Here is a 22547-nt window from a genome sequence, read left to right as displayed (position 1 = left end):
GAACGTGTTTCAATCTATGGCGCCGTTTTCGAATAGGCTCGCCGCGGTCCATTTCGACCTCCGGACCGTTGAGCTGCGGCTTCGGTGCGGCCGCCGGCGGTGCTCGGCTTTCGACGACGGGGGTTCCCGCGCCCACTATCCGCTCGCGAGCCCGGGGCGGCAGGCGCGAACCGGCCCGCCGACCCAGCCGCTGGTCCGCGTCATCGCCTGATCGGCGGGATGAACGGACCGGCACCCACGAACAGCCGATGCGGCGGACTCGACTGGAGTCCGCCGCATCGACTTTCGGCGCGCAATCAGCGGCCACCTGCTCCGCTCAGTTGGTCGCCTCCGCTCGGGCGTCGGTGGTCGGGGCCTCCGCCTTCCTGGTGGTGGTGGTCGACGGGGCCGTGGTGGTCGGTTCCGTCGTCGCCGCCGGCGCCTGGGTGGTGGTCGGCGCGGGAGCGGTGGTGGTGACCTCCGGGGTGGTGGTCACCGCTTCGCTCGGCGTCGTCGGGGCCGTGGTCGACGGATCGGCCTCGACCTTCGGCTTCGCCGTGGTGGTGGTCGCAGGTGCGGTGGTCGTACCCTTGGCCGGTTCGGTCGTCGGGGCCGCCGAGGTGGTCGACTCCGCCGCCTCGTAGGCCGCGGCCAGATCGGCTTCGGTGGGCTTGGAGTTGGTGTCCACCTTCTGGCCCGCCTGGGCCTGCTTGGCCAAGTGGGTGATCCAGGCCGCCGCGTACTCGGCCGAGGTCATCGGCTTACCGTTGCCGGGATCGGCGTCATCCCAGTAGTCGAAGTGATGACCGGTGTGGTTGGGGCCGAGGGTCTGCTTGTACGGATCGCTCAGGATCACCGGGATGGTGTTCTGGTTGGTCACGATCAGCCCGACGATCTCGTTGAGGATCTTCTGCGGCAGGTACGCCAGCGGCGACATCTGATCCACCGCGATGGCGTCGGCCTGCGCCGGATCCTGCGGGGCAGGCGCACCCGGCTTGTACTCCGGATCCGAGACCCGCAGCAGCACCTCGAGGAAGGTTTCGTCGCTGGCCATCCAGTTCGGCTGGGAGGCGATATCGGCGAACGCGGTCATCGCGATCCGGCCGAGCACCACCGCGACGTCCTGGCCGGTCGCCGGGGTCAGCCCCTCACGTTCGAGTGCGTCGACATTCAACTGCCTGCCCACATTCACCGCCAGATTCAGCAGCGAGATGTTCTCCGGAGCCGAGCAGGTGAGATCGCCGTCGGAGCAGAACGAGGCGATCTTGCCGTTCAACGCCCCGAAATCACCACTGGTCCCGGGCAGGGCACCCGAACCGGGCACCGGCTTCTGCCCGTTCTGATATTTCTGGTCGAAGCCGTCCGGGTTGGCGAACGGATCCTCCGCACCGGGGAACGGGCCGTCACCGGTCGAGCGGCCGGGATCGGCGAGGATCACCACGCCGAGCACGTTCTCCGGGTCGACGATCCCGTACTCGCCGTCCTGGCCGGGTTCCTGATGCCCGACCTCCATCGCGACGCGACGCACCACATCGGCGCCCTCGCTGTAACCGACGATGGAGAACTTGGTGTCCGGGCAAGCCGCCGCGATCTCCGACATCACCTGCTTGGCATTGGCGACACCGGCATTCACGGCGTCTTCGTAGCTGGCCATATTCGCCGGGTAGGCGATGTACACGGCGGCGTAGGAGCCCTCGGCGACGTCGTCGCGCGGCGCGTTGACCACCGGGTCCAGCCATTCACTGCTGTGATCACCCGACAGCGCGGCGGGCAGCGGATTGCCGTTGGCGTCCACCAGCATCGCCGTCGTCCCCTCACGGGGAGTGTCATTGCGACCGGCCACCGAGATGGTCACCATGTCGCGGCATTCGGTGACCGAGGCCACCAGCTGCGTATCCGCCTCTTCCGGTGCGGCGGTGAACGCGAACGTCGCGGCCACCGCCGCCGCCACCCCGAGTACCGCGGGCGCGGCAACGGCCGAGGCCAACCGATGTCGCGCGAAGAACTCACGAAGAGCCATGTCCGAACCCCAGATTCCTGTAACCGACAAGTGGAAGGACAGGCCCCCCGACGGGCCATGTGTCACGTATGAGGTCGTGGGAGGTGGGAAGAGTGTTACTGGTCGGATGTCAGTCGTGTCCTGTGATCGATGTTGCGACCGCATCCGGCCGATCCCGGAAAATGGCTCTGGCCCGCTGCTTCAGGCGATGAAAGCCTCGGCGATCGCATAGCTGTCCTCGTACATGTGGTAGCGGCTGATCTTGCCGTCGGTGACGGTGAAATGCAGTGCGTAGGCATTGGTGAACGTCTTGCCGGTGGCCTTGACACCGAAGACGCAGGTGGCGAAGACAACCGCGTCCTCGCCCTGCGCGAATTTGCCGGTGATCTCGAACGATTCCGGCGCCGTCAGCACCTTCGGAAAGATGCCGAAGAATTCCTCGATTTCGGCCCGGGTGGAACGCTCACCCGCCCACGGCACATGCGCGGCGCCGTTCACCCGGAAATCGACCTTGTCGGCGAACTGGTCGAGCAGTGCGCTCATATCGCCGGAGCCGAAATTGCGGAAGAACTCGTCGACGACCTCGATGGTGGAGCTGGTGTTGCCGGACATGATGTTTCTCCTTGTCGTTGGATCGGAAAGGGCGTCAGAGAGCAAGTGCGGCACAGCCGGCCGTGGCGCGCTCGGATCGCCTGGCCGGTGCTCAGCACCGCGACGTCGTCGGCGCGAGCCTGGCTACCAACTAGGTGGTTGGATTCTGACACGGCAGCTCGCAAGTGTCCAACCAACCAGTTGGATGCTAGGTTGGGCTACCGTGAACAGCCGGGGCGACGGATCAGGAAGGGCCGGGAGGACGCCGTCACGGGCGCCCTCACCGAACGCACATGCGACGAGATTCCGCTAGAACCAAACAGCTACTGCTCGAGGCGGCCAGGGCCGAGTTCGCCGAGCACGGCATCGCCGGTGCCCGGGTGGACCGGATAGCGGCTGCCGCCGGCTGCAACAAGGAACGCATCTACGGCCATTTCGGCAATAAGGAGGCCCTGTTCAGCGCCGTCCTCGCCAATGCCATGCTCGGACTTGCCGATACCGTCAAACCCGGCGAGAGCTCCGCCGCCGAACTGGTCCGGCGCGTATTCGACTACCACCGCGCCGACCCGTCGCTGCTGCGTCTGCTGATGTTCGAGGCCCTGTACTACGGCGACACCCTCGTCGACAGCAATGTGCACCGTCGTGACTGGTACGCACAGGTGAAAGCCGCCCTCGTCGAGCGGACCGGCCTGCCGGAACAGCAGATCGGCCGCGCCCTGCTCACCCTCGTCGGTCTCGGCGCCTGGCCGATCGCCATGCCCCAGCTCGTCCGCTTGTTCCTCGGCGATTCCGCGGGCACCGACGACGCCATGGTCGATCTCAGAGAATCCCTCGCCGCCTTCGCCGAACGAGCCGCAGAGCTGCCCTAGCCGAACTCAGCCCCGCGCCATATCCACGAACCGGCTCAAATGCAGCTGGTGCGCGACCGTGATCGTGGCCGTCGGCCCGTTTCGGTGCTTACCGAGGATCAGGTCGGCCTCGCCACCGCGCGGGTCGTCGCGTTCGAAGGCGTCGGGCCGGTGCAGCAGGATGACCATATCGGCATCCTGTTCCAGAGAGCCCGATTCGCGCAGGTCGGAGACCATGGGGCGCTTGTCGGTTCGCTGTTCGGGGCCACGGTTCAGCTGGCTGATGGCGACCACCGGGACTTCGAGTTCCTTGGCGAGCAGTTTCAGGTTTCGGGAGAAATCCGAGACTTCCTGCTGACGGGATTCGACCTTCTTGCCGGAGGTCATCAGCTGCAGGTAGTCGACCACGACGAGCTTCAGATCGTGGCGCTGCTTGAGCCGGCGCGCCTTGGCCCGGATCTCCATCATCGTCAGGTTCGGCGAATCGTCGACGAACAGCGGCGCCTCACTGATCTCACTCATCCGCCGCGCCAGCTTCGTCCAGTCGTCATCACTCATCCGCCCGGACCGCATATCCCCGAGCTTGATCTTCGCCTCCGCCGACAGCAGACGCATCACGATCTCGGTCCGGCTCATCTCCAGCGAGAAGATAACGCTCGCCAAACCGTGTTTGATCGAACAACTCCGCATGAAATCCATACCAAGGGTGGATTTGCCCACGCCGGGCCTGGCGGCGACGATGATCATCTGGCCGGGGTGCAGTCCGTTGGTGATCTCGTCGAGTTCGGTGAAACCGGTGGGGACGCCGAGGGAGATGCCGCCGCGGCTGGCGATGGAGTCGATTTCGTCCATCGTGGGCTGGAGCAGTTCCTCGAGCGGGAGGAAGTCTTCGGTGGTGCGGCGTTCGGTGACCTCGTAGACCTCGGCCTGGGCACGGTCGACGACCTCGGCGATGTCCTGGCCGTCGGCACCCGCGTAGCCGTACTGGACGATGCGGGTGCCCGCTTCGACGAGGCGGCGCAGAATGGCCTTCTCAGCGACGATCTCGGCGTAGTAGCCGGCGTTGGCGGCGGTGGGGACGGTCTGGGTGAGGGTGACCAGGTAGGGGGCGCCGCCGATGCGTTTGAGTTCGCCCCGGCGATCCAGGCCGGCGGCGACGGTGACGGGGTCGGCGGGTTCGCCGCGGCCGTACAGGTCGAGGATGGTGTCGTAGATCGCCTGATGGGCGGGTCGATAGAAATCGCCGGGACGCAATGCCTCGACCACGTCGGCGATGGCGTCCTTGCTGAGCAGCATGCCGCCGAGAACGGACTGCTCGGCCGCCATATCGTGCGGTGGCTGGCGCCCGAAATCCTCGCCGGGCGGTTCCGGCGGGTAATCGGTATGCCCACGGTCATCGACGACTGCCACCTGACTCGACCGTCCTCTCTACCCGATAGGGCTCACCCTATTGACGACTGGTTCTACCCCCGGGGTACGACAGATTCGGCGTGTCGGACAGGCATGACCAGCACCGTTGCCCACCCCCGGTCGCGAGTTCAGTTACCGCTCCGGCATCCACCGGATCGTGACCGCTCAGAGGCTCGCGCACGGCGATGCGACGAACCTAGGCGACCGCGCATGCACATACCAAACCCGGCTGTGCACACATCTGTGGATAACCTGTGGACTGTTTACCCAACGGTGTGCACCTCCTGTGCACTACTTGGGGAAAACCCTGGTCATCGACCACAAACACGCAGATAGGTACGTATTTCCACAGGTGTGCATGTGTGGATAAATAAAGTCTCGGCGTGTCGGTGGAGTTGAACAGCCGGGCGTGTTGAGTTAACAGACGATGGACAAGCTATGAGGTGAATCACATTACGAGCGGTTGGTTTCTCCAATGATCCACAACATGCACATCTGGGGATAACTTGCCGGGCTGTGCACAGCACGAACCCACGCCACGGTCGCCCGGCAACCGGCAGAAGACAGAGCTAATCCCCGGTTACCCACACGGGTATAGCCCGTTGAACAAACAGTGCACAGCCGAAGGCCACCCCCGTGCGGAACACGGGCGTGGCCTTCGACTCGATGTATTCCGGCGCTCGGCCGAGAACTCAGCTCTCGGCTGCGACGACGTCCAGGTCGAACGTGGCAACCACATCCGGGTGCAGGTGCACCGAGATCTTGTGCTTACCGGTCGACTTGATGTGCGACTTCGGCAGATCGATGCTGCGCTTGTCCAGCACCGGTCCGCCGGCCGACTTCACCGCGGCGGCGACGTCGGCCTGGGTGACCGAACCGAACAGCTTGCCGGTGCCCGCGGTCTTCACGCTCAGCGAGACCGACTCCAGGCCCTCGATGGCCTGCTTCAGCTCGTTGGCGTGGTCCAGGTCGCGCACGCGACGGGCATCCTGCGCCCGGCGAATGCCCTCGACCTGCTTCTGGGCGCCACGGCTGGCGACGATGGCAAGGCCGCGCGGGAGCAGGTAGTTGCGCCCGTAGCCGTCCTTGACCTCGACCGTGTCGCCGGGGGCACCGAGGTTGTCCACATCAGCGGTCAGAATGAGCTTCATTTGCGTGCCTCCCTTGCTCAGCGAGCCGTCGACACGTAAGGCAGCAGCGCCACCTCACGCGAGTTCTTGACGGCAACCGCGATGTCGCGCTGGTGCTGCACGCAGTTGCCGGTGACCCGGCGGGCACGGATCTTGCCGCGATCGCTGACGTACTTGCGCAGCAGCGCCGTGTCCTTGTAGTCGATGTTGACGAGTCCGGTCTTGCTCTCCTTGCAGAAAGTGCAAGCCTTCTTCTTGAGCACCTTTTCGCGCGCGGGCGCTTTAGGCATGGTCTTCTACTCCGTAATCTTGGTGGCCCACCGTCGCGGGCCGATATGAGCCGTTGTCAGAACGGCGGTTCGTCATCCATGCGGCCGCCCCCGAAGGAGCCTGCCGCGGGCGCGCTGCCCCACGGGTCGTCGGCGGCACCCTGGCCACCGGAACGCCCACCACTGTTGGCCTGCTGGTAGTTGCCACCACCGCCGCCGGAACCACCGGAGCCGCCGGATCCGAATCCGCCGCCGCCCCCGCCGCCGCGGCTGGTCTTGTTGACCTTCGCGGTGGCGTAACGCAGCGAGGGACCGACCTCGTCGACCTCGAGCTCGACGACCGTGCGCTTCTCACCCTCGCGGGTTTCGTAGGAGCGCTGCTTGAGCCGTCCGCTCACGATCACACGAGAACCCCTGGTCAGGCTCTCGGCGACATTCTCCGCGGCCTCGCGCCAGATGTTGCAGCGCAGAAACAGCGCTTCGCCGTCTTTCCATTCATTGGTATTACGGTCGAACACGCGGGGCGTGGAGGCGACGGTGAAGTTCGCCACCGCGGCGCCCGCGGGCGTGAATCGAAGCTCGGGGTCGGCCGTCAGATTTCCGATGACGGTGATGACCGTGTCGCCTGCTGCCATGAGGTTCCTCCTGCTCGGTGTGCAGTTCCCGGGTGCACTCGCTTGTCGTGCTAGAGCCTAGAGACAGGCACCGACCAAACACGGGTCAAACGAGGACCGAAAGAACTACTTGTCGTGGCGCAGGACCTTGGTGCGCAGCACCGACTCGTTGAGACCCAGCTGGCGGTCGAGCTCGCTCACGGTGGCGGGCTCGGCGGTCAGGTCGATGACGGCGTAGATGCCCTCGGCCTGCTTGCGGATCTCGTAGGCGAGCCGGCGGCGGCCCCAGATGTCGACCTTGTCGATCTTGCCGCCATCGGTGCGAACCACGCTGAGCATGTTCTCCAGGTTCGGACCAACGGTGCGCTCGTCCAGGCTCGGGTCGAGGATGACCATTACTTCATAATGACGCACGGACCAATCACCTCCTGTGGACTAGGAAACGGCCACGGACGGTCCGTGGCAGGAGGGTCGTCGCGTCAGCAACCCGGCAAGGTTACCTGACCAGGTATTGACCGGCGAAATCGATCCCCCCGCCACTACGCTGATCGGTATGCCGAACGGACCCGCAGCAGGCGAGCTGGTCGCCGGTCGCCTGCCACGGGTGGGGGCGGCGACCGTCGCGGTGCTGCTGTGCGGGCTGACGTTGCTGGCCGCGTTCTGGAACAAGGCGCGCTGCGCTGGGGCGCCGTTCCGCCAGGACGGGCGTTCGGTGGCATTCGATCTGTTCAAGGATTCGCGGGTCTGTTATTCCGATATCCAGTTCCTGTGGCTGGGCCGCGATATCGATCAACACGTCTTTCCTTATATCCATGGCGGCATCACCGGCGACGGCGCGCTGGTCGGCGGGGCGGTCGAATATCCGGTGCTCAGCGGGCTGCTGATGTGGGTCGGCGCGCTGCGCGCCGACAACGATGCGATGTTCCTGCTGCATTCGGCGTTGCTGCTGGCGCCCTTCGCGCTGCTCACCGCCTGGTTGCTGGGCCGGATGGCCGGCTGGCCCGCGCTGTTGTGGGCGGCGGGGCCCCCGCTGGTGCTCTACGCCTTCCACAATTGGGAACTGCCGGTGGTGTGCGCGGCGGTCGCGGCGATCTACGTCATGACGATGCTGCCGCGCTGTTCACTGCGGACCAGGGCGGTGCTTGCGGCCGTTCTGCTCGGGATCGGCTTCTGCCTCAAGTTGTATCCGGGGATCTTCGTCCTGCCGTTGCTGGCGTATGTGCTCACCGGCGGGGCCGATGCCGCGGGCGCCGGCCTGCGCGATCGGCGTTTCGACGTGCGTGGCGCGCTGCTGACCGGTGCGGCGGCGCTGGCCACCGTGGTCTTGGTCAATCTGCCGTTCGCACTGGCCGGGTACGAGGGCTGGCGGGCCTCGTTCACTTTCCAGCAATTGCGCCAGGCCGATATCACCACCAATTCGATCTGGTATTGGGGCCTGCGGCCACTGTTCGGGCCGGAGGCAGTGGACGAGCAGAATTTCCAGCAGGTGGTCTCCGGCGCCTCGCCCGCGCTGATCCTGCTGTCGTTCGTGCTGGCGATGTGGCTGGGGTGGCGGCGGTTCAGCACCACGGGTGTGTTCCCGTGGGTGGGCGTGAGCGGGGCGATGCTGTGTGGATTCCTGCTGTTCCACAAGGTGCATTCCCCGCAGTACACGCTGTGGATCATTCCTTTCCTGGTGCTGCTGCGTGTGCCGTGGACGTTGGTCGTCGCCTATCTGGTGGCGGACGCGGCCATCGGCGTCGGCGTATTCCGGTACTTCTACGCCCTCGGCACCGGCAATTCGGTCGAACTGACCGAGGCCATCGTGCAATTCGGGGTGTGGGGCAGGGCCGGGCTGCTGCTCGTGCTGTTCTTCGTCTTCGTGCGAGCGGCCCCGCGTGCCGAAAGATCCGCCGTCCCACCGGCTCCGCGGCGCGACTCCGGCGAACTGCTGCCCGTGGGCTGAGGGTCGACAATGGTGCGATGAACGAACCCGCCGACATCGCAACGACGCGCACCGCCTACGACGGCGTGGCCGGGCTCTACGCCGACCTCGTCGCCGGCCACCTGGAGCGCAACCCCTTCGAGCGGGCCATGCTCGGCATCTTCGCGGAACTGGTGCGCGACAACGGATCCGGCCCGGTGGCCGATATCGGCTGCGGGCCAGGCCGGTTGACGGCGCATCTGAGCGAGCTCGGTCTCGACGTCTTCGGCATGGACCTCTCGCCGGAGATGATCGCGCTGGCCGAACAGGCCTATCCCGGTCTGCGCTTCGAGGTCGGCACCATGGAGCGGCTCGGGATTCCGGACGGCTCGCTGGCCGGCCTGCTCGCCTGGTACTCGATCATCCATCTGCCGCCGCGGCGGGTGCCCGAGGTGCTCGCCGGCTTCCACCGGGCGCTGGCCGATGGGGGCTATGCGCTGCTGGCTTTCCAGGCGACCGACCCGCCCGAACCGATCACCGCGTTCGACCACAAGGTCACCGAGGCCTACCGCTGGTCACCGGAGCATCTGCTCGAGCTTCTGGTGGCGGCCGGTTTCGCGCCGGTGACGCGGATGGTGCGCGAACCGCAACCGGATGAGCGGTTCGATCAGGCCTATGTGCTGGTGACCAAGGACCCGGCCGCGGCGGTCTGAAATTTCCCCTCCCTCATAAAACTAGAACGTGTTACATTCGATTCATGGCACCGACGCCGATCGATGACGCCGCGTCCGCTCACTGGCGATTAATGCGGTACGCGGCGGTTTCGAGCGCGACGTGCCGGGCAGAAGGTTTACCGGGCAGCGTCCGGCGAGCCGAACATTATGCAACCCGTTCCAGGGCATAGGGAGACCAGAACCGCCATGCGTACCGAGATCTGCGACCGCCTGGGGATCGAGTTCCCCATCTTCGCCTTCACCCATTGCCGCGATGTGGCGGCCGCGGTCAGCAATGCCGGCGGTCTCGGGGTGCTCGGCGCGGTGGGCTTCACCGCTGAACAGCTCGAGGTCGAGCTCAGCTGGCTCGACGAGCACGTCGGCGACAAACCCTACGGCGTCGACCTGGTGATCCCGTCGAAGTACGAGGGCAAGGGCATCGACGGACTCTCGCCCGAGGAGCTCGAAGCCGAACTCGCCAAGCACGTTCCCGATGGCCACCGCGAATTCGCGGCCAAGCTGCTCGCCGACCACGGTGTGCCGGAACTGCCCGCCGATGAGGTGCACCCGCAGTTGCTCGGCTGGACCGCCACCACCGCCGCACCGCAGATCGAGGTGATCCTGCGGCATCCGAAGGCCAAGCTGGTGGCCAATGCGCTCGGCACCCCGCCGCCGGATGTGGTGAGCAAGATCCAGGAGTCCGGCCGGTTGATCGGCGCGCTGTGCGGTTCGGTCAAGCATGCGCTCAACCACAAGGCCGCCGGTCTGGATTTCGCGGTCTGCCAGGGCACCGAGGGTGGCGGGCACTGTGGCGAGGTGTCCTCGCTGGTGCTGTGGCCGCAGGTGATCGATGCGGTCGGCGATATGCCGGTGCTGGCGGCGGGCGGTATCGCCGACGGCCGTCAGGTCGCCGCGGCGATGGCGATGGGCGCGGCCGGCGCGTGGACCGGTTCGATCTGGCTCACCGTCGAGGAGGCCAATGTGCCGCCCGCGCAGATGCAGACCTTGATCGAGGCCACCAGCCACGACACCGTGCGTTCGCGGGCGTGGACCGGTAAGCCGGCGCGGATGCTGCGCAATGACTGGACCGAGGCGTGGGAGCAGTCCGACACCCCCGATCCGCTGCCGATGCCGCTGCAGATGATGGTCGCCCTCGACGGCGTCAAGCGCGGGCACCGGTATCCGGAGGCCGCCAAGGACGTCAACTTCAACCCGGTCGGCCAGGTGGTCGGCATGATGAACAAGATCGAGCGTTCCGCCGATGTGATGGCGCGCCTGGTCGAGGAGTACGTGGAGTCCTGCGAGCGGCTGAACAAGCTCAACGGGGCGCTGTGAAGTAGTCACCAGTTGTAGGAAGGCCGCCGGACCTCGGGTCCCGGCGGCCTTTCTCGTCGGCCGCAATGAGTTTCGCCCCGCTATCGGGGGCAAGTAGAGAGTGCCGATCACGGCACTCCGGAGAACCGATCCGGTGGGGGCGGCCCGGCACAACCCCACCCGCCGGACGGGTCGGGAGAACCGGGGCCGTCAGGCCGTCGCGGCGTGCGCGGAATCGGGTTCCTCGGCCGCGTCCAGCAACTCCGCGAATCGGGCGAGCACCTTCTCGTGATACATCCCGAAGAGGTCTTCGAAGAGCGCCAGCTGCGCTTCGGACGGCCCGGAATCGGACTCCCACACCGCCATCATGGCTCGCCACACCAGCACGTGCAGATCGGCGGCACCGGCGAAATAGGCTTCGATCGCCTCCGGGACCTCGAGCACCATCTCGCCGATGGAGTTCAAGATCGCGCGCTGCATGCTGGAGCCGAGCGCGGTGAGCAGCCGGCGCACCAGGCCGATCTCCACCGAGAGGATCTCGCGGTAGTCCGGAACCTCCAGGCGGGCAAGCGATTCCAGCCTGTCGATATCGGCCTTGAGCGCCGCCGGATCGGCATCGCAGCGGCCCGCGGTGTAGGCGAGCAGTGCGTCCATGACGATGCCGCGCTCCACCTCGACGATGTCGCGGAACATCTCGATCGCCACCTCGGGCATGGGCACCGAGTAGCGGAACAGATGCCGGTACACGTCGATGCCGCCGAGTTCGCGAACGTCGCGAATGGTGAAACCCTTGCCGCGCCGGGCGTCGACGAAGCCGTAGGACTCCAGCCTGCCGAGGGTGAGCTGCGCGGTGGCGCGGTTCATCTCGAATTCGTCGGCGACCTGGCGCACCGAGGGCATCAGATCGCCGGGCCGGTACTCCCCCGCGGCGACCCGGCGTGCCAGCTCATCGGCAGCATCGGCGACCACCGTCCGGGATCCCATCCTGCACCCTCACCTTCGTCATACGTCCCAGACAGTCTAGGCGCAATGTGCCAGACTGCACATGGATACTACGGGGCGGCGCAGTGTGAGGTGAATCATGACCACTCGATGGGGCAAGGGCCGGGCAGGAGGCCAGGCGACGGGTCGATACGGCCTGTTCCCGGCGCGCCCCGACGGCACCCCGCCCATGAGCCGGGCGGCGCGCAACGCCAGGCTGGCGGCCCTGCCGGTGGCGTACGCGGGGCGGCGCGCGGCCGGAGCGGGCAGGCGCGCACTCGGCCGTTCCGCCGCGGAGGTGGATCGCGAGATCCAGTTGCGGACCGCCCAGCACATCTTCGAAGTGCTCGGCGAGCTCAAGGGGTGTGCCACCAAACTCGGCCAGCTGCTGTCCATTTATCAACTCGCGCTGCCGGAAGATATAGCCGATCCCTATCAGATCGCGCTGGCGCGGCTGCAGGACGCGGCGCCGATCATGTTGCCGCCGACCGTCGACGCGGCGATGGCGGCGAGTCTGGGCGGTGGCTGGCGGGGCTCGTTCCGCGAGTTCGACGATCGCCGCGCCGCTGCCGCCTCCATCGGTCAGGTGCATCGCGGGGTGTGGCATGACGGAAGGCCGGTCGCGGTCAAGATCATGTATCCCGGCGGGCGCGCGGCGGTGGAGGCGGATCTGACGCAGCTGCGGCGGATTTCGACGCTGGCGTCGGTGTTTCTGCCTGGTGCCGACGTCAAGGCCGTCACCGAGGCGATCTGTGAGTGTGTGCGCGGCGAACTCGATTACGGGGCCGAAGCGGCCAATCAGCAGGCCTTCGCGGCGGCCTTCGCCTGCGCACCCGAGTTCTCCATTCCCGCCGTGGTGGAACAGCGCGGCGATGTGCTGATCACCGAATGGCTCGACGGCACACCGGTCTCGCGCATCATCGCCTCCGGCAGTAAGGCCGAGCGCGATCGCGTCGGCATGCTGATGACGCGGTTCATCCTCTCGGGCTGGCAGCACGATCTGCTCTACGGCGATCCGCATCCCGGCAATTTCCGGTTACTGCCCGACGGGCGCCTCGGGATCGTCGATTTCGGCGCCTGCTCGCCGTGGCCGATCGAATTCCGCGCCCTCGCTTACGATTTCTGCGACGCCTTCTTCACCGGCGGCCCGGCCGACCTCGAAGCCGCGGTGCGGGCACACGGCTTCGTCGATCCGAGCCATCCCCTCGATGCCGATGCGCTGGTCTCCACCCTCGGGGAATGCGGGGATCCGCTGCGGCACAGCAGCTTCCACCTGACCACCCGCTGGCTGCGCCGACAAGTACTGCGCACGACGAATCCGCGGCTGTCGAATGTGGTCAGGGAATTGGCCATGCCCGCGCCGTTCACCCCGTTCGCCAGGGCCGGGCTGACGCTGATCGGGGCGTTGAGCCAGCTCGAGGCCGAGGTGTCCTACTTGGACGAAGTGGTCGGCGCGCTGCCGTTCCTGGACGAGGTGTTCCAGCGGGCGGGCACGCTCGCTGAGCAGGTCGAGCCGGGTGCGCAGCGGCGGCTGCGAGTGGTCCAGCAGGTGCCGATCAGCTGAGGTCCGCCGACGGTCAGCGGCCGAGACCGAACCGATATCGCAACGCCGCGCGGTCACCGCCGCCGATGAGTGCGCGATCGCCACGGAGGAAGCGACACCGGTCTGCACTGTCCCAGACAATTGGGTTTCGCGGCTGCCGTCGCGGTCGACAGGAGGCGAGCCCGACAACCGGCCTCCGACCAGCTCACCGGCGGAACTCAGTGCGACAACCACTCTCGCCAGGTCGGCCGGATCAGCTCCGCCAGCACCGCGTACCCCTCGGCCCCCGGATGCGCGCCGTCGCCGATGCGGACCTCGTGCCGCCAGACCGGATCGGCGCTGAGCCGCTGGTGGGTGCGGACATAGGGCACGGCGGCGGTGGCGCAGAGCTCGGCGAAGCGGGCGTCGAGGGCCGCGGTACGGGCATTGTGCTCGTCATCGTCGATCGGTGGCGGAGCGACGACCAGGGCCGGCCAGCCGCGGTCGGCGGCCTCGGCGAGCAGGGCGGTCAGATTCGCCACCGAATCGGCGGCGGCCACCCGCTGCCTGCCGTTCTCGATCATGGTGTCGTTGACACCGAAGGAGAACACCAACCTGGCATCGGCGTCATCGGGCAAGCGCGGCAGGGATTCGGCGAGCCAGCGCGCCCGGATCTCGGAGGAGGTCTGCCTGCGCACGCCCAGGTTGTACGCCGTCACCGGATGGCCGCAGGCGTGCGCGTCGGCGACCAGGCGGCCTGCCCAGCCGAGCGCCGACGGGTCACCGACGCCGGCGACGAAAGAATCACCGACGAAACAGATACGGGTATCGCGACTCACCCGATGATCATGCCCCCGCACTGCGGACGTGCACGTGCCCGGCCGTGCAATAAGATCGCGGTGTTCGTTCGGGAGGGAGTGATCGTGGCAGGGGAATCGGAGCGGCGTGCCGCCGCCCCGCAATGGTTCGCGGACCTGCTCGGCAGCCGGCACTGGATTCGCCGCACCGAGCCGTTTCCGCACGTCTACGCGCGTGATGTGTTCGCGCCGGAGTTCTATCGCCGCCTGGCCGAGGAGTTCGACCGCGCCCGCCGCGAGCATGCCGATCGATTCGCCAAGGTGGCCGACAACTATGGGGCCAGCGGTATTCGGCTGACCGAGCTGAGCAACGGCCCGCTCGCGGTGTTCCAGTCCCGCGAATGGCACGACATGATCGCCGGTGTGGCCGGAGTCGAGGCGACCGGTGACGTCGAGGCGTCGCTGCACAGCCACCCGGTCGACAGCCCGCGCGGCTGGCCGCACAACGATCTCGCCCCGGCCTGGTTCGCCGGCGCCGCCCCCGGGCCGGGTGAGGTGCGCGTCCCGGAACCGAACGTCGACACCAAGACCGGCCCGCGCAGCGCCGACATCGTGGCCAGGGAAACGGTACGGGCGGTCACGCTGCTGTTCTATCTGGCCAACGACCCGTGGGAGCCGGGCGGCGGCGGTGAGACGGCGCTGTTCAGCCGGGGTGAGCGCGGTGCGCGACCGGCGAAACTGGTCCCGCCGCTGAACAATTCGCTGGTGATGTTCGAATGCACACCGCGCTCATGGCATGCCTTCGCCGGTGCCAACACCGCCGAACGCAACTGTGTGGTGATGTGGCTGCACCGGCCGAAGGCCGACGTGGTGCGGCGTTGGGGAGGAGACCGCATTGTCCAATGGTGAGCGCCGCGTCTGCCTGATCACCGGGGCGGGCGGCAGGCTGGGTGACGCGTTCTGCCGCGCGCTCTACACCCACTACGACATCGTCGCGGTCTGCCGCAATCGGGTGCCGGCCGCGCCCTCGCAGGAGGAGTGGTTCGTCGATCCGCTCGAACCGGATCGGGTGATTCCGCAGAACGAGTCGCGGGTCTTCGTGGTGCATTCGGATCTGACCGAGCCCGGCGAGCCCGAACGGGTCGTCGATCTGGCGCTGGCCAAGTTCGGCCGGGTGGATCTGCTGGTGAACAATGCGGCGAATATGGCGCTGCATCCGCTCGGCGTGGTCGACGGCGATGCCGCACTCGACGCGTTCGGACCGGTGTTCACGCTGAATGTCGAGGTGCCCCTGCGGCTGGCGACCCGGCTGGCGCAGCGGTTCTGGCTGCACGACGACGCCGCCAACCGCGCGAACAACCGCAATGTCGTCAATGTGTCCAGCATGTCGGGGCCGGAAGTCTTCGGTGGTCAGACGCTGTACGGCACGTCCAAGGCCGCGCTCAACAAGCTCACCCGCCATCTGGCCGACGAGTTCGACGAGTTCGGCGTGCGGGTCAACGCGATCGCGCCGGATGCGTTCCCCGGCTCCATCGCCACCACGAAGGTCGTCCGCGCCATCGTCGAACTCGACAGTGGCGAGATGACCGGGACGGTGTTCAGCGTGGTCCCGCCGACCGGCCCTCCGGTGGGGCGGCACGCTCGCACGGCCGGGGCCTGAGTCCGTCCGGCCGCACCCAACCGCGACCACCGCACGGCCATCATCCCGGTGCGGAGAAGCGGGCCACGCTGATCGAGGCGCCGCCGATACCACTTCCCGGCTGTCTGGGCAACCGATTGCCGGACGTCGGTGCGGCGTGTTGGTGTGTATCGTCCGCCTCGGCCTCCTGCATACTCACCTGCAGTGAGCGAGGGTGGCCGGCGTAGCTTCAACTCGATCCGAAAGTACCGATACGACATGCGAGTCGATGGGCGGGACATCCCGGTCACGGGCAGCCTGCTGCAGCCGTTGACCCGGCGCACCAGTGACATCATCCGTGTCGTACTCGCCGCGATCGGGGTCGGGGTGGTGATCGCGGGTTCGCTGATCACCCGGCCGGAATGGCTGGCGCTGGAACGTTCGGTCTCCAATATCGTCGGATTCCTCAATCCCGACCAATCCAACCTGGTCTATCTGCTCTACGGCATCGCCATCCTGATCCTGCCCTTCGCCATCCTGATCGAGCTGGTGCTCGGCAGGCAGTGGAAACTGATGGCCGGATACGCGGCGGCGGGGCTGGTGGCCGGGTTGCTGCTGTCCATCACCGGTACCGGGCTGTCGGCGCCGAAATGGCATCTGCAGGTGCCGGACAAGCTCGACAACACGTTCTTGCAGCAGTTCCTCGACGATCCGCGCTGGATCGCGATGCTGGCCGCGGTGCTGACGGTGTCGAGTCCGTGGCTGCCGGACCGGGCCCGGCGCTGGATGTGGTTTCTGCTGCTGGCCTTCGCGCCGATCCATCTGGTGGTCAGTACCGTCGTGCCGGCGAGGGCGATGTTCGGGCTCGCGGTGGGCTGGCTGGTGGGCGCGGTGATCGTGCTGGTGGTCGGCACGCCCGCGCTCGAGGTGCCGCTCGACGCGGCGGTGCGGGTGCTGGCCAAGCGCGGGTTCACCGTGACCGCGTTCACCGTGGTGCGGCCGTCGGGCCCTGGCCCGCTGTTGCTGTCGGCGGCGGTGGCCGGACCGGAGCGCCGGCTCACCGTCGAGTTGTACGGCAAGAACCAGCGCAGCCACGGCGCGCTGCGCCAGCTGTGGCGCTGGCTGACGTTCCGTTCCAGCGAGACCGCACCGCTGCACGGTTCGATGCACCGCGCGGTCGAGCATCGGGCGCTGATGGCGATCGCGGTCGGCGATCTGGGGATGGCGGCGCACGCGCCGGTGGCGGTGGCGTCGCTGGATCGCGGGTGGATGCTGTACGCGCATACGGTGCCGCGCGGGATGCCGCTGGCCGAGCTCGACGAGGAGGTGCTGCCCGGGCTGTGGCAATCGCTGGATTCGCTGCACCGGCGCCAGATCGCGATCGGTGATCTGCGCCCCGACGAGATCCGGGTGGAGGACGGCCTCGCCCGCTTCGGCGGGTTCATCGGCGCCGAGCTCGGCGCCTCCGACGCGCAGATCCAGTCCGATGTCGCACAGCTGCTGGTCTCCACGGCGTCGATCTTCGGCCGCGAGCCCGCGGTGCGCGCGGCGATCGCGACCCTCGGCGAGCAGGCGGTGCTCACCGCCTCGCGCAGGCTGACCAGATCCGGTATGCCCTCCGGGATCCGCAAATCGGTGCCGGACTGGAAGGCGGTGATGTCGGGCACCCGCGACGAGGTGCGCAAGCAGACCGGCCAGGACCGCATCGAGGCCGAGCAGATCACCCGGTTCAGCCGCAAGAGCATCATCCAGCTGGTGCTGCTGATCGGCCTGGTCTACGTGGCCTATCCGTTCATCAGCGCGGTGCCGACCTTCTTCAGCCAGCTGCGCACCGCGAATTGGTGGTGGGCGCTGGCGGGCCTTGCCTTGTCGACACTCACCTATATCGGCACCGCGGCCGCCCTCTGGGCGTGCGCGTCGGGTGTGGTGAGCTTCCGCAACCTGGTGATCATGCAGGTGGCCAACACTTTTGCCGCGACCACCACACCCGCCAGGGTGGGTGGCCTCGCGCTGAGCGTGCGATTCCTGCAGAAGGGCGGCCTCGGCGCGGTCCGCGCGACGGCGGCGGTGGCGTTGCAGCAGGCCGTGCAGGTGATCACCCACATCAGCCTGCTGGTGTTCTTCAGCATCGCGGCGGGTACCTCGGCGGACCTGTCACATTTCGTGCCCGACGAGACCATCCTGTACCTGCTCGCCGGCGTCGGCGTCGGCATCATCGGCACCTTCATGTTCGTGCCGAAACTGCGGCGCTGGCTGAATACTTCGGTGCGGCCGCAGCTCCAAGAGGTGCTCGGTGAGCTCGCCGATCTGGCCAAGGATCCGAAGCGGTTCGCCATCATCATCGCCGGCTGCGCGGCACTGACGCTGGGTCAGGCGCTGGCGCTGTGGGCCAGTGTGGAGGCCTTCGGCGGCGGGACCACCTTCGTCACCGTCACCATCGTGACCATGATCGGCGGCACCCTGGCCTCCGCGGCGCCGACGCCGGGTGGTGTCGGCGCGGTGGAGGCGGCGCTGATCGGTGGTCTGGCCGCATTCGGGCTGCCCGCCGCCGTCGCGGTGCCGTCGGTGCTGCTCTATCGCGTGCTCACCTGCTGGCTGCCGGTGTTCTGCGGCTGGCAGGTCATGCGCTGGATGACCAACAAGAACATGATCTGAGCCGACCGTGAACACAGTTGCGCCCACCTCTGAGCGACAACATGTTTCGCTGACGCTCAAAGGTGGGCGGCACTATCCCCGGGGCAGATCTGTCGGCGGCGCTGCCGACGTCAATGGTCCGGTGCGCGGCGAGGATTCACGTGAAACCTACGAATGCTGGTTGCGCAGCTCGACTTTCACGACCTTGCCGCTGGCGTTGCGCGGCAACTCCGGGACCACCACGAGCTCCTTGGGATGCTTGTACCTGGCCAGGTTCTCGTTGAGGAACGGTTCCAGCTCGGCGAGGGTCAGCTCACCCTCCGGATCGGCGAGGGCGACCACCGCGACCGGGACCTCCCCCCACTTCTCGTGCGGACGGCCGATGACGGCGGCCTCGCGGATCCGCGGATGGGCGAAGAGCACGTTCTCCACCTCGGCGCAGTAGATGTTCTCGCCGCCGGAGATGATCATGTCCTTCTTGCGGTCCACCACATAGATGAAGCCCTCCTCGTCCTGGCGGACCAGGTCGCCGGAGTGGAACCAGCCGCCGGCGAAGGCGTCGGCGGTGGCCTCCGGCTTGTTCCAGTAGCCCTGCATGAGGGTCGGTCCGCGATAGACGATCTCGCCGACCTCGCCGGGGGCGACATCGTTCATCTCGTCGTCGACGATGCGGGCCTGGATGGTCGGAATGGGCTTGCCGACCGAGCCGAGCTTGCGGATCGCGTCCTTGCCCTCGAGCACGCAGGTGATCGGCGACATCTCGGTCTGCCCGAACACCGCGACGTTGAACGCGTCGGGGAAGCATTCGGCCATGGCCTTCAGCACCGTGTCGGAGGCGGGCGCGGCGCCCCAGCTGAGCGCCTTCAGCGCGAGCTTGCGCTCCTTGACGGTGGGCTCATCGCAGATCAGCTGCCATTGCGCGGGAACGCAGAAGGCCGTGGTGGCCTGCTCCGCCTCGACCGCGTCGAGGAATTCGGTCGCGTCGAAGGCGCCGAGCGGATGCAGCACCGTCTTGGCGCCGAGCATGAAATACGGTGCGAGACTGCCGAGTCCGGCGATGTGGAACAGCGGCGAGGTGCAGAAACCGATCGACTCCTGATCGATGGCCATCGCCCGGATACAGGTCAGGGCCTGAGCGTTCATATTGGCGTGCGAGAGGATCGCGCCCTTGGGGCTGCCGGTGGTGCCCGAGGTGTACATGATCAGGCTCGGCGTGTCCTCGGGGATGTCGAGCGGGGTGTGCGGCTGCCCCTCCTCGGCGAGCAGGGCCTCGAAGCCGAGTACGCCGTCGGCGGATCGGCCGCCGATGACCACGCAGGTCTCCAGCGATTCCACCTGCCCGAGGACCGCGGTGGCCAGCGGCTGGAGCACGGTGTCGGTGATGACCACCTTGGCGCCGCTGTCGGAGGCGATGTAGGCGACTTCGGGCGGGGTGAGCCGGAAGTTCACCGGGACCGCGATGGCGCCGAGGGCGTTGATGCCGAAGACCGACTCCAGGTATTCGGGATAGTTGAGCGCGAGGATGAGCACTCGGTCGCCGAAGCCGACACCGCGGCGGGCCAGCGCGTCGGCGAATTTCAGCGAGCGTTCGTGCAGTTGCCGCCAGGTGGTGTCGGCGCCACGGAACCGCACGGCGACCTCGTTCGGCCGCATGGCCGCATGGGTCGCGAGCTGGTTGTTCCAATGATTGCGCCGCGATCTGATCGGCTCGTCCAACGCTTGCACACCGGTGGTCATCCAGGCACTCCTCTCCCGCACGGTGGCCGCCGGAGCGTCCGGCGGTGGTGACGGGCTCAACCTGTGCGAAGAATAACAAGTAACTTACTCGGCAACAAGGATTCGCGCTGCTGATTCGGCGTTAATCTTCCGGCCACACCGCCATGGCAGGGCTATCGGCAATATTCGCAGGCTATCGGCGGTTTATCCGCCTCGACAGGTAGGCCGACACCGCCAGCAGGATCGCAGACGTATGCGAATCCCCACTTACTTACAGCTTGTCGAGAGGTTGATTCGCGTGTCACGATCTCCCCGAGAGCGGGCACGCCCGCGACGAGCAGAGGAGAAGCAATGCTGCGGACCAGGTTCACCGAGACCTTCGGTGTGGAACATCCGATCGTGCAGGGCGGCATGATGTGGGTCGGCCGCGCCGAACTGGTCGCGGCCGTCGCCAATGCCGGCGGGCTCGGTTTCATCACCGCCCTGACCCAGCCAACCCCCGACGACCTGCGCCGCGAGATCGCGCGCACCAGGGAACTCACCGACAAGCCCTTCGGCGTCAACCTCACCATCCTGCCGTCGATCAACCCGCCGCCGTACGCCGAATACGTGCAGGCCATCATCGACAGCGGCATCAAGATCGTGGAGACCGCAGGCAGCAACCCGGAACCGTTCCTGCCCTATTACCGCGACGCCGGCGTCAAGGTGCTGCACAAGTGCACCAGCGTCCGGCACGCACTCAAGGCCGAGCGGATCGGCGTCGACGGCGTGAGCATCGACGGCTTCGAATGCGCGGGCCACCCCGGCGAAGACGACGTCCCCGGTTTGGTGCTGATCCCGGCCGCCGCCAGGGAACTGAGCATCCCGATGATCGCCTCCGGCGGTATCGCCGACGCTCGCGGCCTGGTCGCCGCGCTGGCGCTGGGCGCGGACGGCGTCAATATGGGCACCCGGTTCCTGTGCACCCAGGAGTCGTGCATCGACCACAAGGTCAAGGAGCGGATCGTGGCAGGCAGCGAGCGCGACACCCAGCTCATCTTCCGCACCATGCGCAATACCGCCCGCGTCGCCGACAACGAGATCAGCCGCAAGGTCGTCGAGATCGAGAAGGCGGGCGGCACCTTCGACGACGTCCGCGATCTGGTCGCGGGCGCACGCGGGCGCCGCGTCTTCGACGAGGGCGATCTGGACGCGGGCATCTGGTCGGTCGGCCTGTGCCAGGGCCTGATCCACGACATCCCCACCTGCGCCGAACTCATCGAGCGCATGGTCGGCGAGGCCGAGCAGCTGATCACCGCGCGGCTGGCGGAGACCGTCGTCGTCGGCTGATCCGCAGCGGATCGGGGCGAATACCGCGCCCCGGCTCGCGCTCGGCCCCGCGATCGCATGTGCCGGGCCGACCGACCTCACTGACGCGAGACGGCGAAGTGCCGTGGGGCGAATCGGCCCGGCCCGGACCTGCCCGCTGCTGGAACTCGGTGGCGTCTCGGACGAGCGGGCCTCGCGGCCCCGACACGGCTCAATGGTGGCGCGCCGCCAGTGCCGAGACGGCGTCGTGGTCGTGTGCGGCGACGACTTCGATGCCGTCGGGCAGGGCGTGCAGACGATGGATGGTGGCGAAGGTGGCGTCGCGATCGGCGTCGAACAGCAGGCCAGGCATGGGGGCCTTCTCGCGGATCAGTTCGATCTGGAGTTTGTTCCAGACGGCATCGCCTGCGAGCAGGACGCGGGAGCCGTCGTCCACGGCGAGCAGCACGCCGATGCTGCCGGGGGTGTGGCCGGCCAGGTCTACCAGGACGACCGAACCGTCACCGAAGAGGTCCTTGCTGCGGTGGAAGGTGAGCACCGGTGGGCCGTCGAGTTCGAAAGGCGCGCAGGCCCGGTTGTCCAACGTCGCCCGCACGACCGACATGGGCGCCTGCGGCCCGGCGGTGGCCCAATCCAATTCCACTGCGGGCAGCTTGATTTCGATCGACGACGGCAATTCGAGCAGGCCGGAGACGTGATCCCAGTGCAGATGGGTCGGCAGCACGAAATCGATATCGGAGACCGCGATATCGCGGGCGGCCAAGGCATCGGACAGGCCGAGCACGGGCTTGTCCGGCGCGACCAGCAGCGGAATCGGGAACGGCAGCCCCGGCAGCACCCGGCTGTGCGGGTCGGCGCACAACGCCGGGTCGACCAGGAACCGGGCGCTGGGATGTTCGACCAGGTACGAACCCATCGCCATCGGCAGCTCGCGCAAGCTACGCACCCCCTCGGCGACGATGGTGGCCGGCGCCGACATCGTCGCCTGCGGGATCACCCGCAACCGGACGGTGGCGCGGGCCCGCGGTAGCGGCGCCTGCTCGATGCTCGCCAGTAACCCGGCATCGGGACGGCGTGGGCGCAGCAATTTCGGCGGCGTAGCCACCAACGCCGCACAGCAGCGCAGCACGGTCGGCACGGTCGGAATACGCCCATCGCGGATATCGGCCACGCTGCCACGGTAGGCGATCCGGCGTGTCGG

The 22547-nt window shown here is 67.3% G+C and carries 20 protein-coding genes; 9 read left to right on the top strand and 11 right to left on the bottom strand.

The features are described 5' to 3' along the window. Positions 1-316: 316 nt before the first annotated feature. Both AC5W7N_RS05290 and AC5W7N_RS05285 read right to left on the bottom strand, forming a co-directional pair. A complete protein-coding gene (locus AC5W7N_RS05290) occupies positions 317-1999 on the bottom strand; it encodes a cutinase family protein (protein WP_495923351.1) in 1683 nt (560 codons plus the stop codon). 180 nt (positions 2000-2179) lie between these two features. Then, positions 2180-2590 carry a nuclear transport factor 2 family protein gene (locus AC5W7N_RS05285; RefSeq protein WP_495923350.1) on the bottom strand — a complete coding sequence of 137 codons (411 nt, stop codon included), beginning with the start codon at positions 2588-2590 and terminating at the stop codon, positions 2180-2182. A gap of 272 nt (positions 2591-2862) precedes the next feature. On the opposite strand from AC5W7N_RS05285, the gene AC5W7N_RS05280 reads away from it, so the two are divergent. Beyond that, positions 2863-3438, top strand: a complete 576-nt coding sequence (locus tag AC5W7N_RS05280) for a TetR/AcrR family transcriptional regulator (RefSeq protein WP_194990185.1) — start codon at positions 2863-2865, stop codon at positions 3436-3438. A 6-nt stretch (positions 3439-3444) separates the two neighbouring features. Here the strand turns inward: AC5W7N_RS05280 and dnaB are convergent, their stop codons facing one another. The 5 genes from dnaB to rpsF form a co-directional block, all read right to left on the bottom strand. Continuing rightward, positions 3445-4827 (bottom strand): replicative DNA helicase, encoded by a 1383-nt coding sequence (dnaB, locus tag AC5W7N_RS05275; RefSeq protein WP_163813425.1) that lies wholly within the window; start codon positions 4825-4827, stop codon positions 3445-3447. 692 nt (positions 4828-5519) lie between these two features. Then, positions 5520-5978 carry a 50S ribosomal protein L9 gene (gene rplI, locus AC5W7N_RS05270; RefSeq protein ID WP_104360331.1) on the bottom strand — a complete coding sequence of 153 codons (459 nt, stop codon included), beginning with the start codon at positions 5976-5978 and terminating at the stop codon, positions 5520-5522. A gap of 17 nt (positions 5979-5995) precedes the next feature. Further along, positions 5996-6247, bottom strand: a complete 252-nt coding sequence (rpsR, locus tag AC5W7N_RS05265) for a 30S ribosomal protein S18 (RefSeq protein WP_036541619.1) — start codon at positions 6245-6247, stop codon at positions 5996-5998. A 56-nt stretch (positions 6248-6303) separates the two neighbouring features. Then, entirely contained in the window at positions 6304-6861 is a 558-nt protein-coding gene (locus tag AC5W7N_RS05260) for a single-stranded DNA-binding protein (RefSeq protein WP_163813424.1), read from the bottom strand. Positions 6862-6966: 105 nt separating this feature from the next. Continuing rightward, on the bottom strand, positions 6967-7254 hold the full coding sequence (gene rpsF, locus AC5W7N_RS05255; protein ID WP_163813423.1) for a 30S ribosomal protein S6: 288 nt from the start codon (positions 7252-7254) through the stop codon (positions 6967-6969). 139 nt (positions 7255-7393) lie between these two features. Between rpsF and AC5W7N_RS05250 the strand changes: the two genes are divergently transcribed. From AC5W7N_RS05250 to AC5W7N_RS05240, 3 genes are all read left to right on the top strand, one after another. After that, on the top strand, positions 7394-8785 hold the full coding sequence (locus AC5W7N_RS05250) for a glycosyltransferase family 87 protein (protein ID WP_495923349.1): 1392 nt from the start codon (positions 7394-7396) through the stop codon (positions 8783-8785). A 17-nt stretch (positions 8786-8802) separates the two neighbouring features. Further along, entirely contained in the window at positions 8803-9456 is a 654-nt protein-coding gene (locus tag AC5W7N_RS05245) for a class I SAM-dependent DNA methyltransferase (RefSeq protein WP_495923348.1), read from the top strand. A gap of 207 nt (positions 9457-9663) precedes the next feature. After that, positions 9664-10791, top strand: a complete 1128-nt coding sequence (locus tag AC5W7N_RS05240) for an NAD(P)H-dependent flavin oxidoreductase (protein WP_163813420.1) — start codon at positions 9664-9666, stop codon at positions 10789-10791. 189 nt (positions 10792-10980) lie between these two features. Here AC5W7N_RS05240 and AC5W7N_RS05235 read toward each other — a convergent pair whose 3' ends face one another. Beyond that, positions 10981-11754, bottom strand: coding sequence for a GntR family transcriptional regulator (locus AC5W7N_RS05235; protein ID WP_163813419.1), 774 nt, complete (start codon positions 11752-11754; stop codon positions 10981-10983). 97 nt (positions 11755-11851) lie between these two features. On the opposite strand from AC5W7N_RS05235, the gene AC5W7N_RS05230 reads away from it, so the two are divergent. Next, positions 11852-13315, top strand: a complete 1464-nt coding sequence (locus AC5W7N_RS05230) for an ABC1 kinase family protein (RefSeq protein ID WP_228806562.1) — start codon at positions 11852-11854, stop codon at positions 13313-13315. Between the two features lie 197 nt (positions 13316-13512). Here AC5W7N_RS05230 and AC5W7N_RS05225 read toward each other — a convergent pair whose 3' ends face one another. Then, positions 13513-14112 (bottom strand): GDSL-type esterase/lipase family protein, encoded by a 600-nt coding sequence (locus tag AC5W7N_RS05225; RefSeq protein ID WP_495923347.1) that lies wholly within the window; start codon positions 14110-14112, stop codon positions 13513-13515. Positions 14113-14196: 84 nt separating this feature from the next. Here AC5W7N_RS05225 and AC5W7N_RS05220 point away from each other — a divergent pair, with 84 nt between their 5' ends. The 3 genes from AC5W7N_RS05220 (at position 14197) to AC5W7N_RS05210 (ending at position 18343) form a co-directional block, all read left to right on the top strand. Then, positions 14197-14979 carry a 2OG-Fe(II) oxygenase gene (locus AC5W7N_RS05220; protein WP_495923346.1) on the top strand — a complete coding sequence of 261 codons (783 nt, stop codon included), beginning with the start codon at positions 14197-14199 and terminating at the stop codon, positions 14977-14979. Continuing rightward, positions 14966-15730, top strand: coding sequence for an SDR family NAD(P)-dependent oxidoreductase (locus AC5W7N_RS05215; protein ID WP_163813416.1), 765 nt, complete (start codon positions 14966-14968; stop codon positions 15728-15730). Before AC5W7N_RS05220 ends, AC5W7N_RS05215 begins: the two co-directional genes overlap by 14 nt. 237 nt (positions 15731-15967) lie before the next feature. After that, complete coding sequence (locus AC5W7N_RS05210) at positions 15968-18343, top strand: lysylphosphatidylglycerol synthase transmembrane domain-containing protein (RefSeq protein WP_195020316.1); 2376 nt, start codon at positions 15968-15970, stop codon at positions 18341-18343. A 147-nt stretch (positions 18344-18490) separates the two neighbouring features. On the opposite strand, the gene fadD5 is transcribed toward AC5W7N_RS05210, so the two are convergent. After that, the gene (fadD5, locus tag AC5W7N_RS05205; protein WP_163813414.1) at positions 18491-20059 is read right to left on the bottom strand and encodes a fatty-acid--CoA ligase FadD5; all 1569 of its coding nucleotides are present in this window, start codon (positions 20057-20059) and stop codon (positions 18491-18493) included. A 330-nt stretch (positions 20060-20389) separates the two neighbouring features. On the opposite strand from fadD5, the gene AC5W7N_RS05200 reads away from it, so the two are divergent. Continuing rightward, positions 20390-21367, top strand: a complete 978-nt coding sequence (locus AC5W7N_RS05200) for an NAD(P)H-dependent flavin oxidoreductase (RefSeq protein WP_163813413.1) — start codon at positions 20390-20392, stop codon at positions 21365-21367. A gap of 190 nt (positions 21368-21557) precedes the next feature. Here the strand turns inward: AC5W7N_RS05200 and AC5W7N_RS05195 are convergent, their stop codons facing one another. Then, positions 21558-22517 (bottom strand): MBL fold metallo-hydrolase, encoded by a 960-nt coding sequence (locus AC5W7N_RS05195; RefSeq protein WP_495923345.1) that lies wholly within the window; start codon positions 22515-22517, stop codon positions 21558-21560. Positions 22518-22547: the final 30 nt, after the last annotated feature.

This window comes from Nocardia sp. CDC519 (assembly GCF_059509835.1).
The sequence above is the reverse complement of the archived record's forward strand: the minus strand, read 5'-3'. Positions and strand labels throughout refer to the sequence as shown.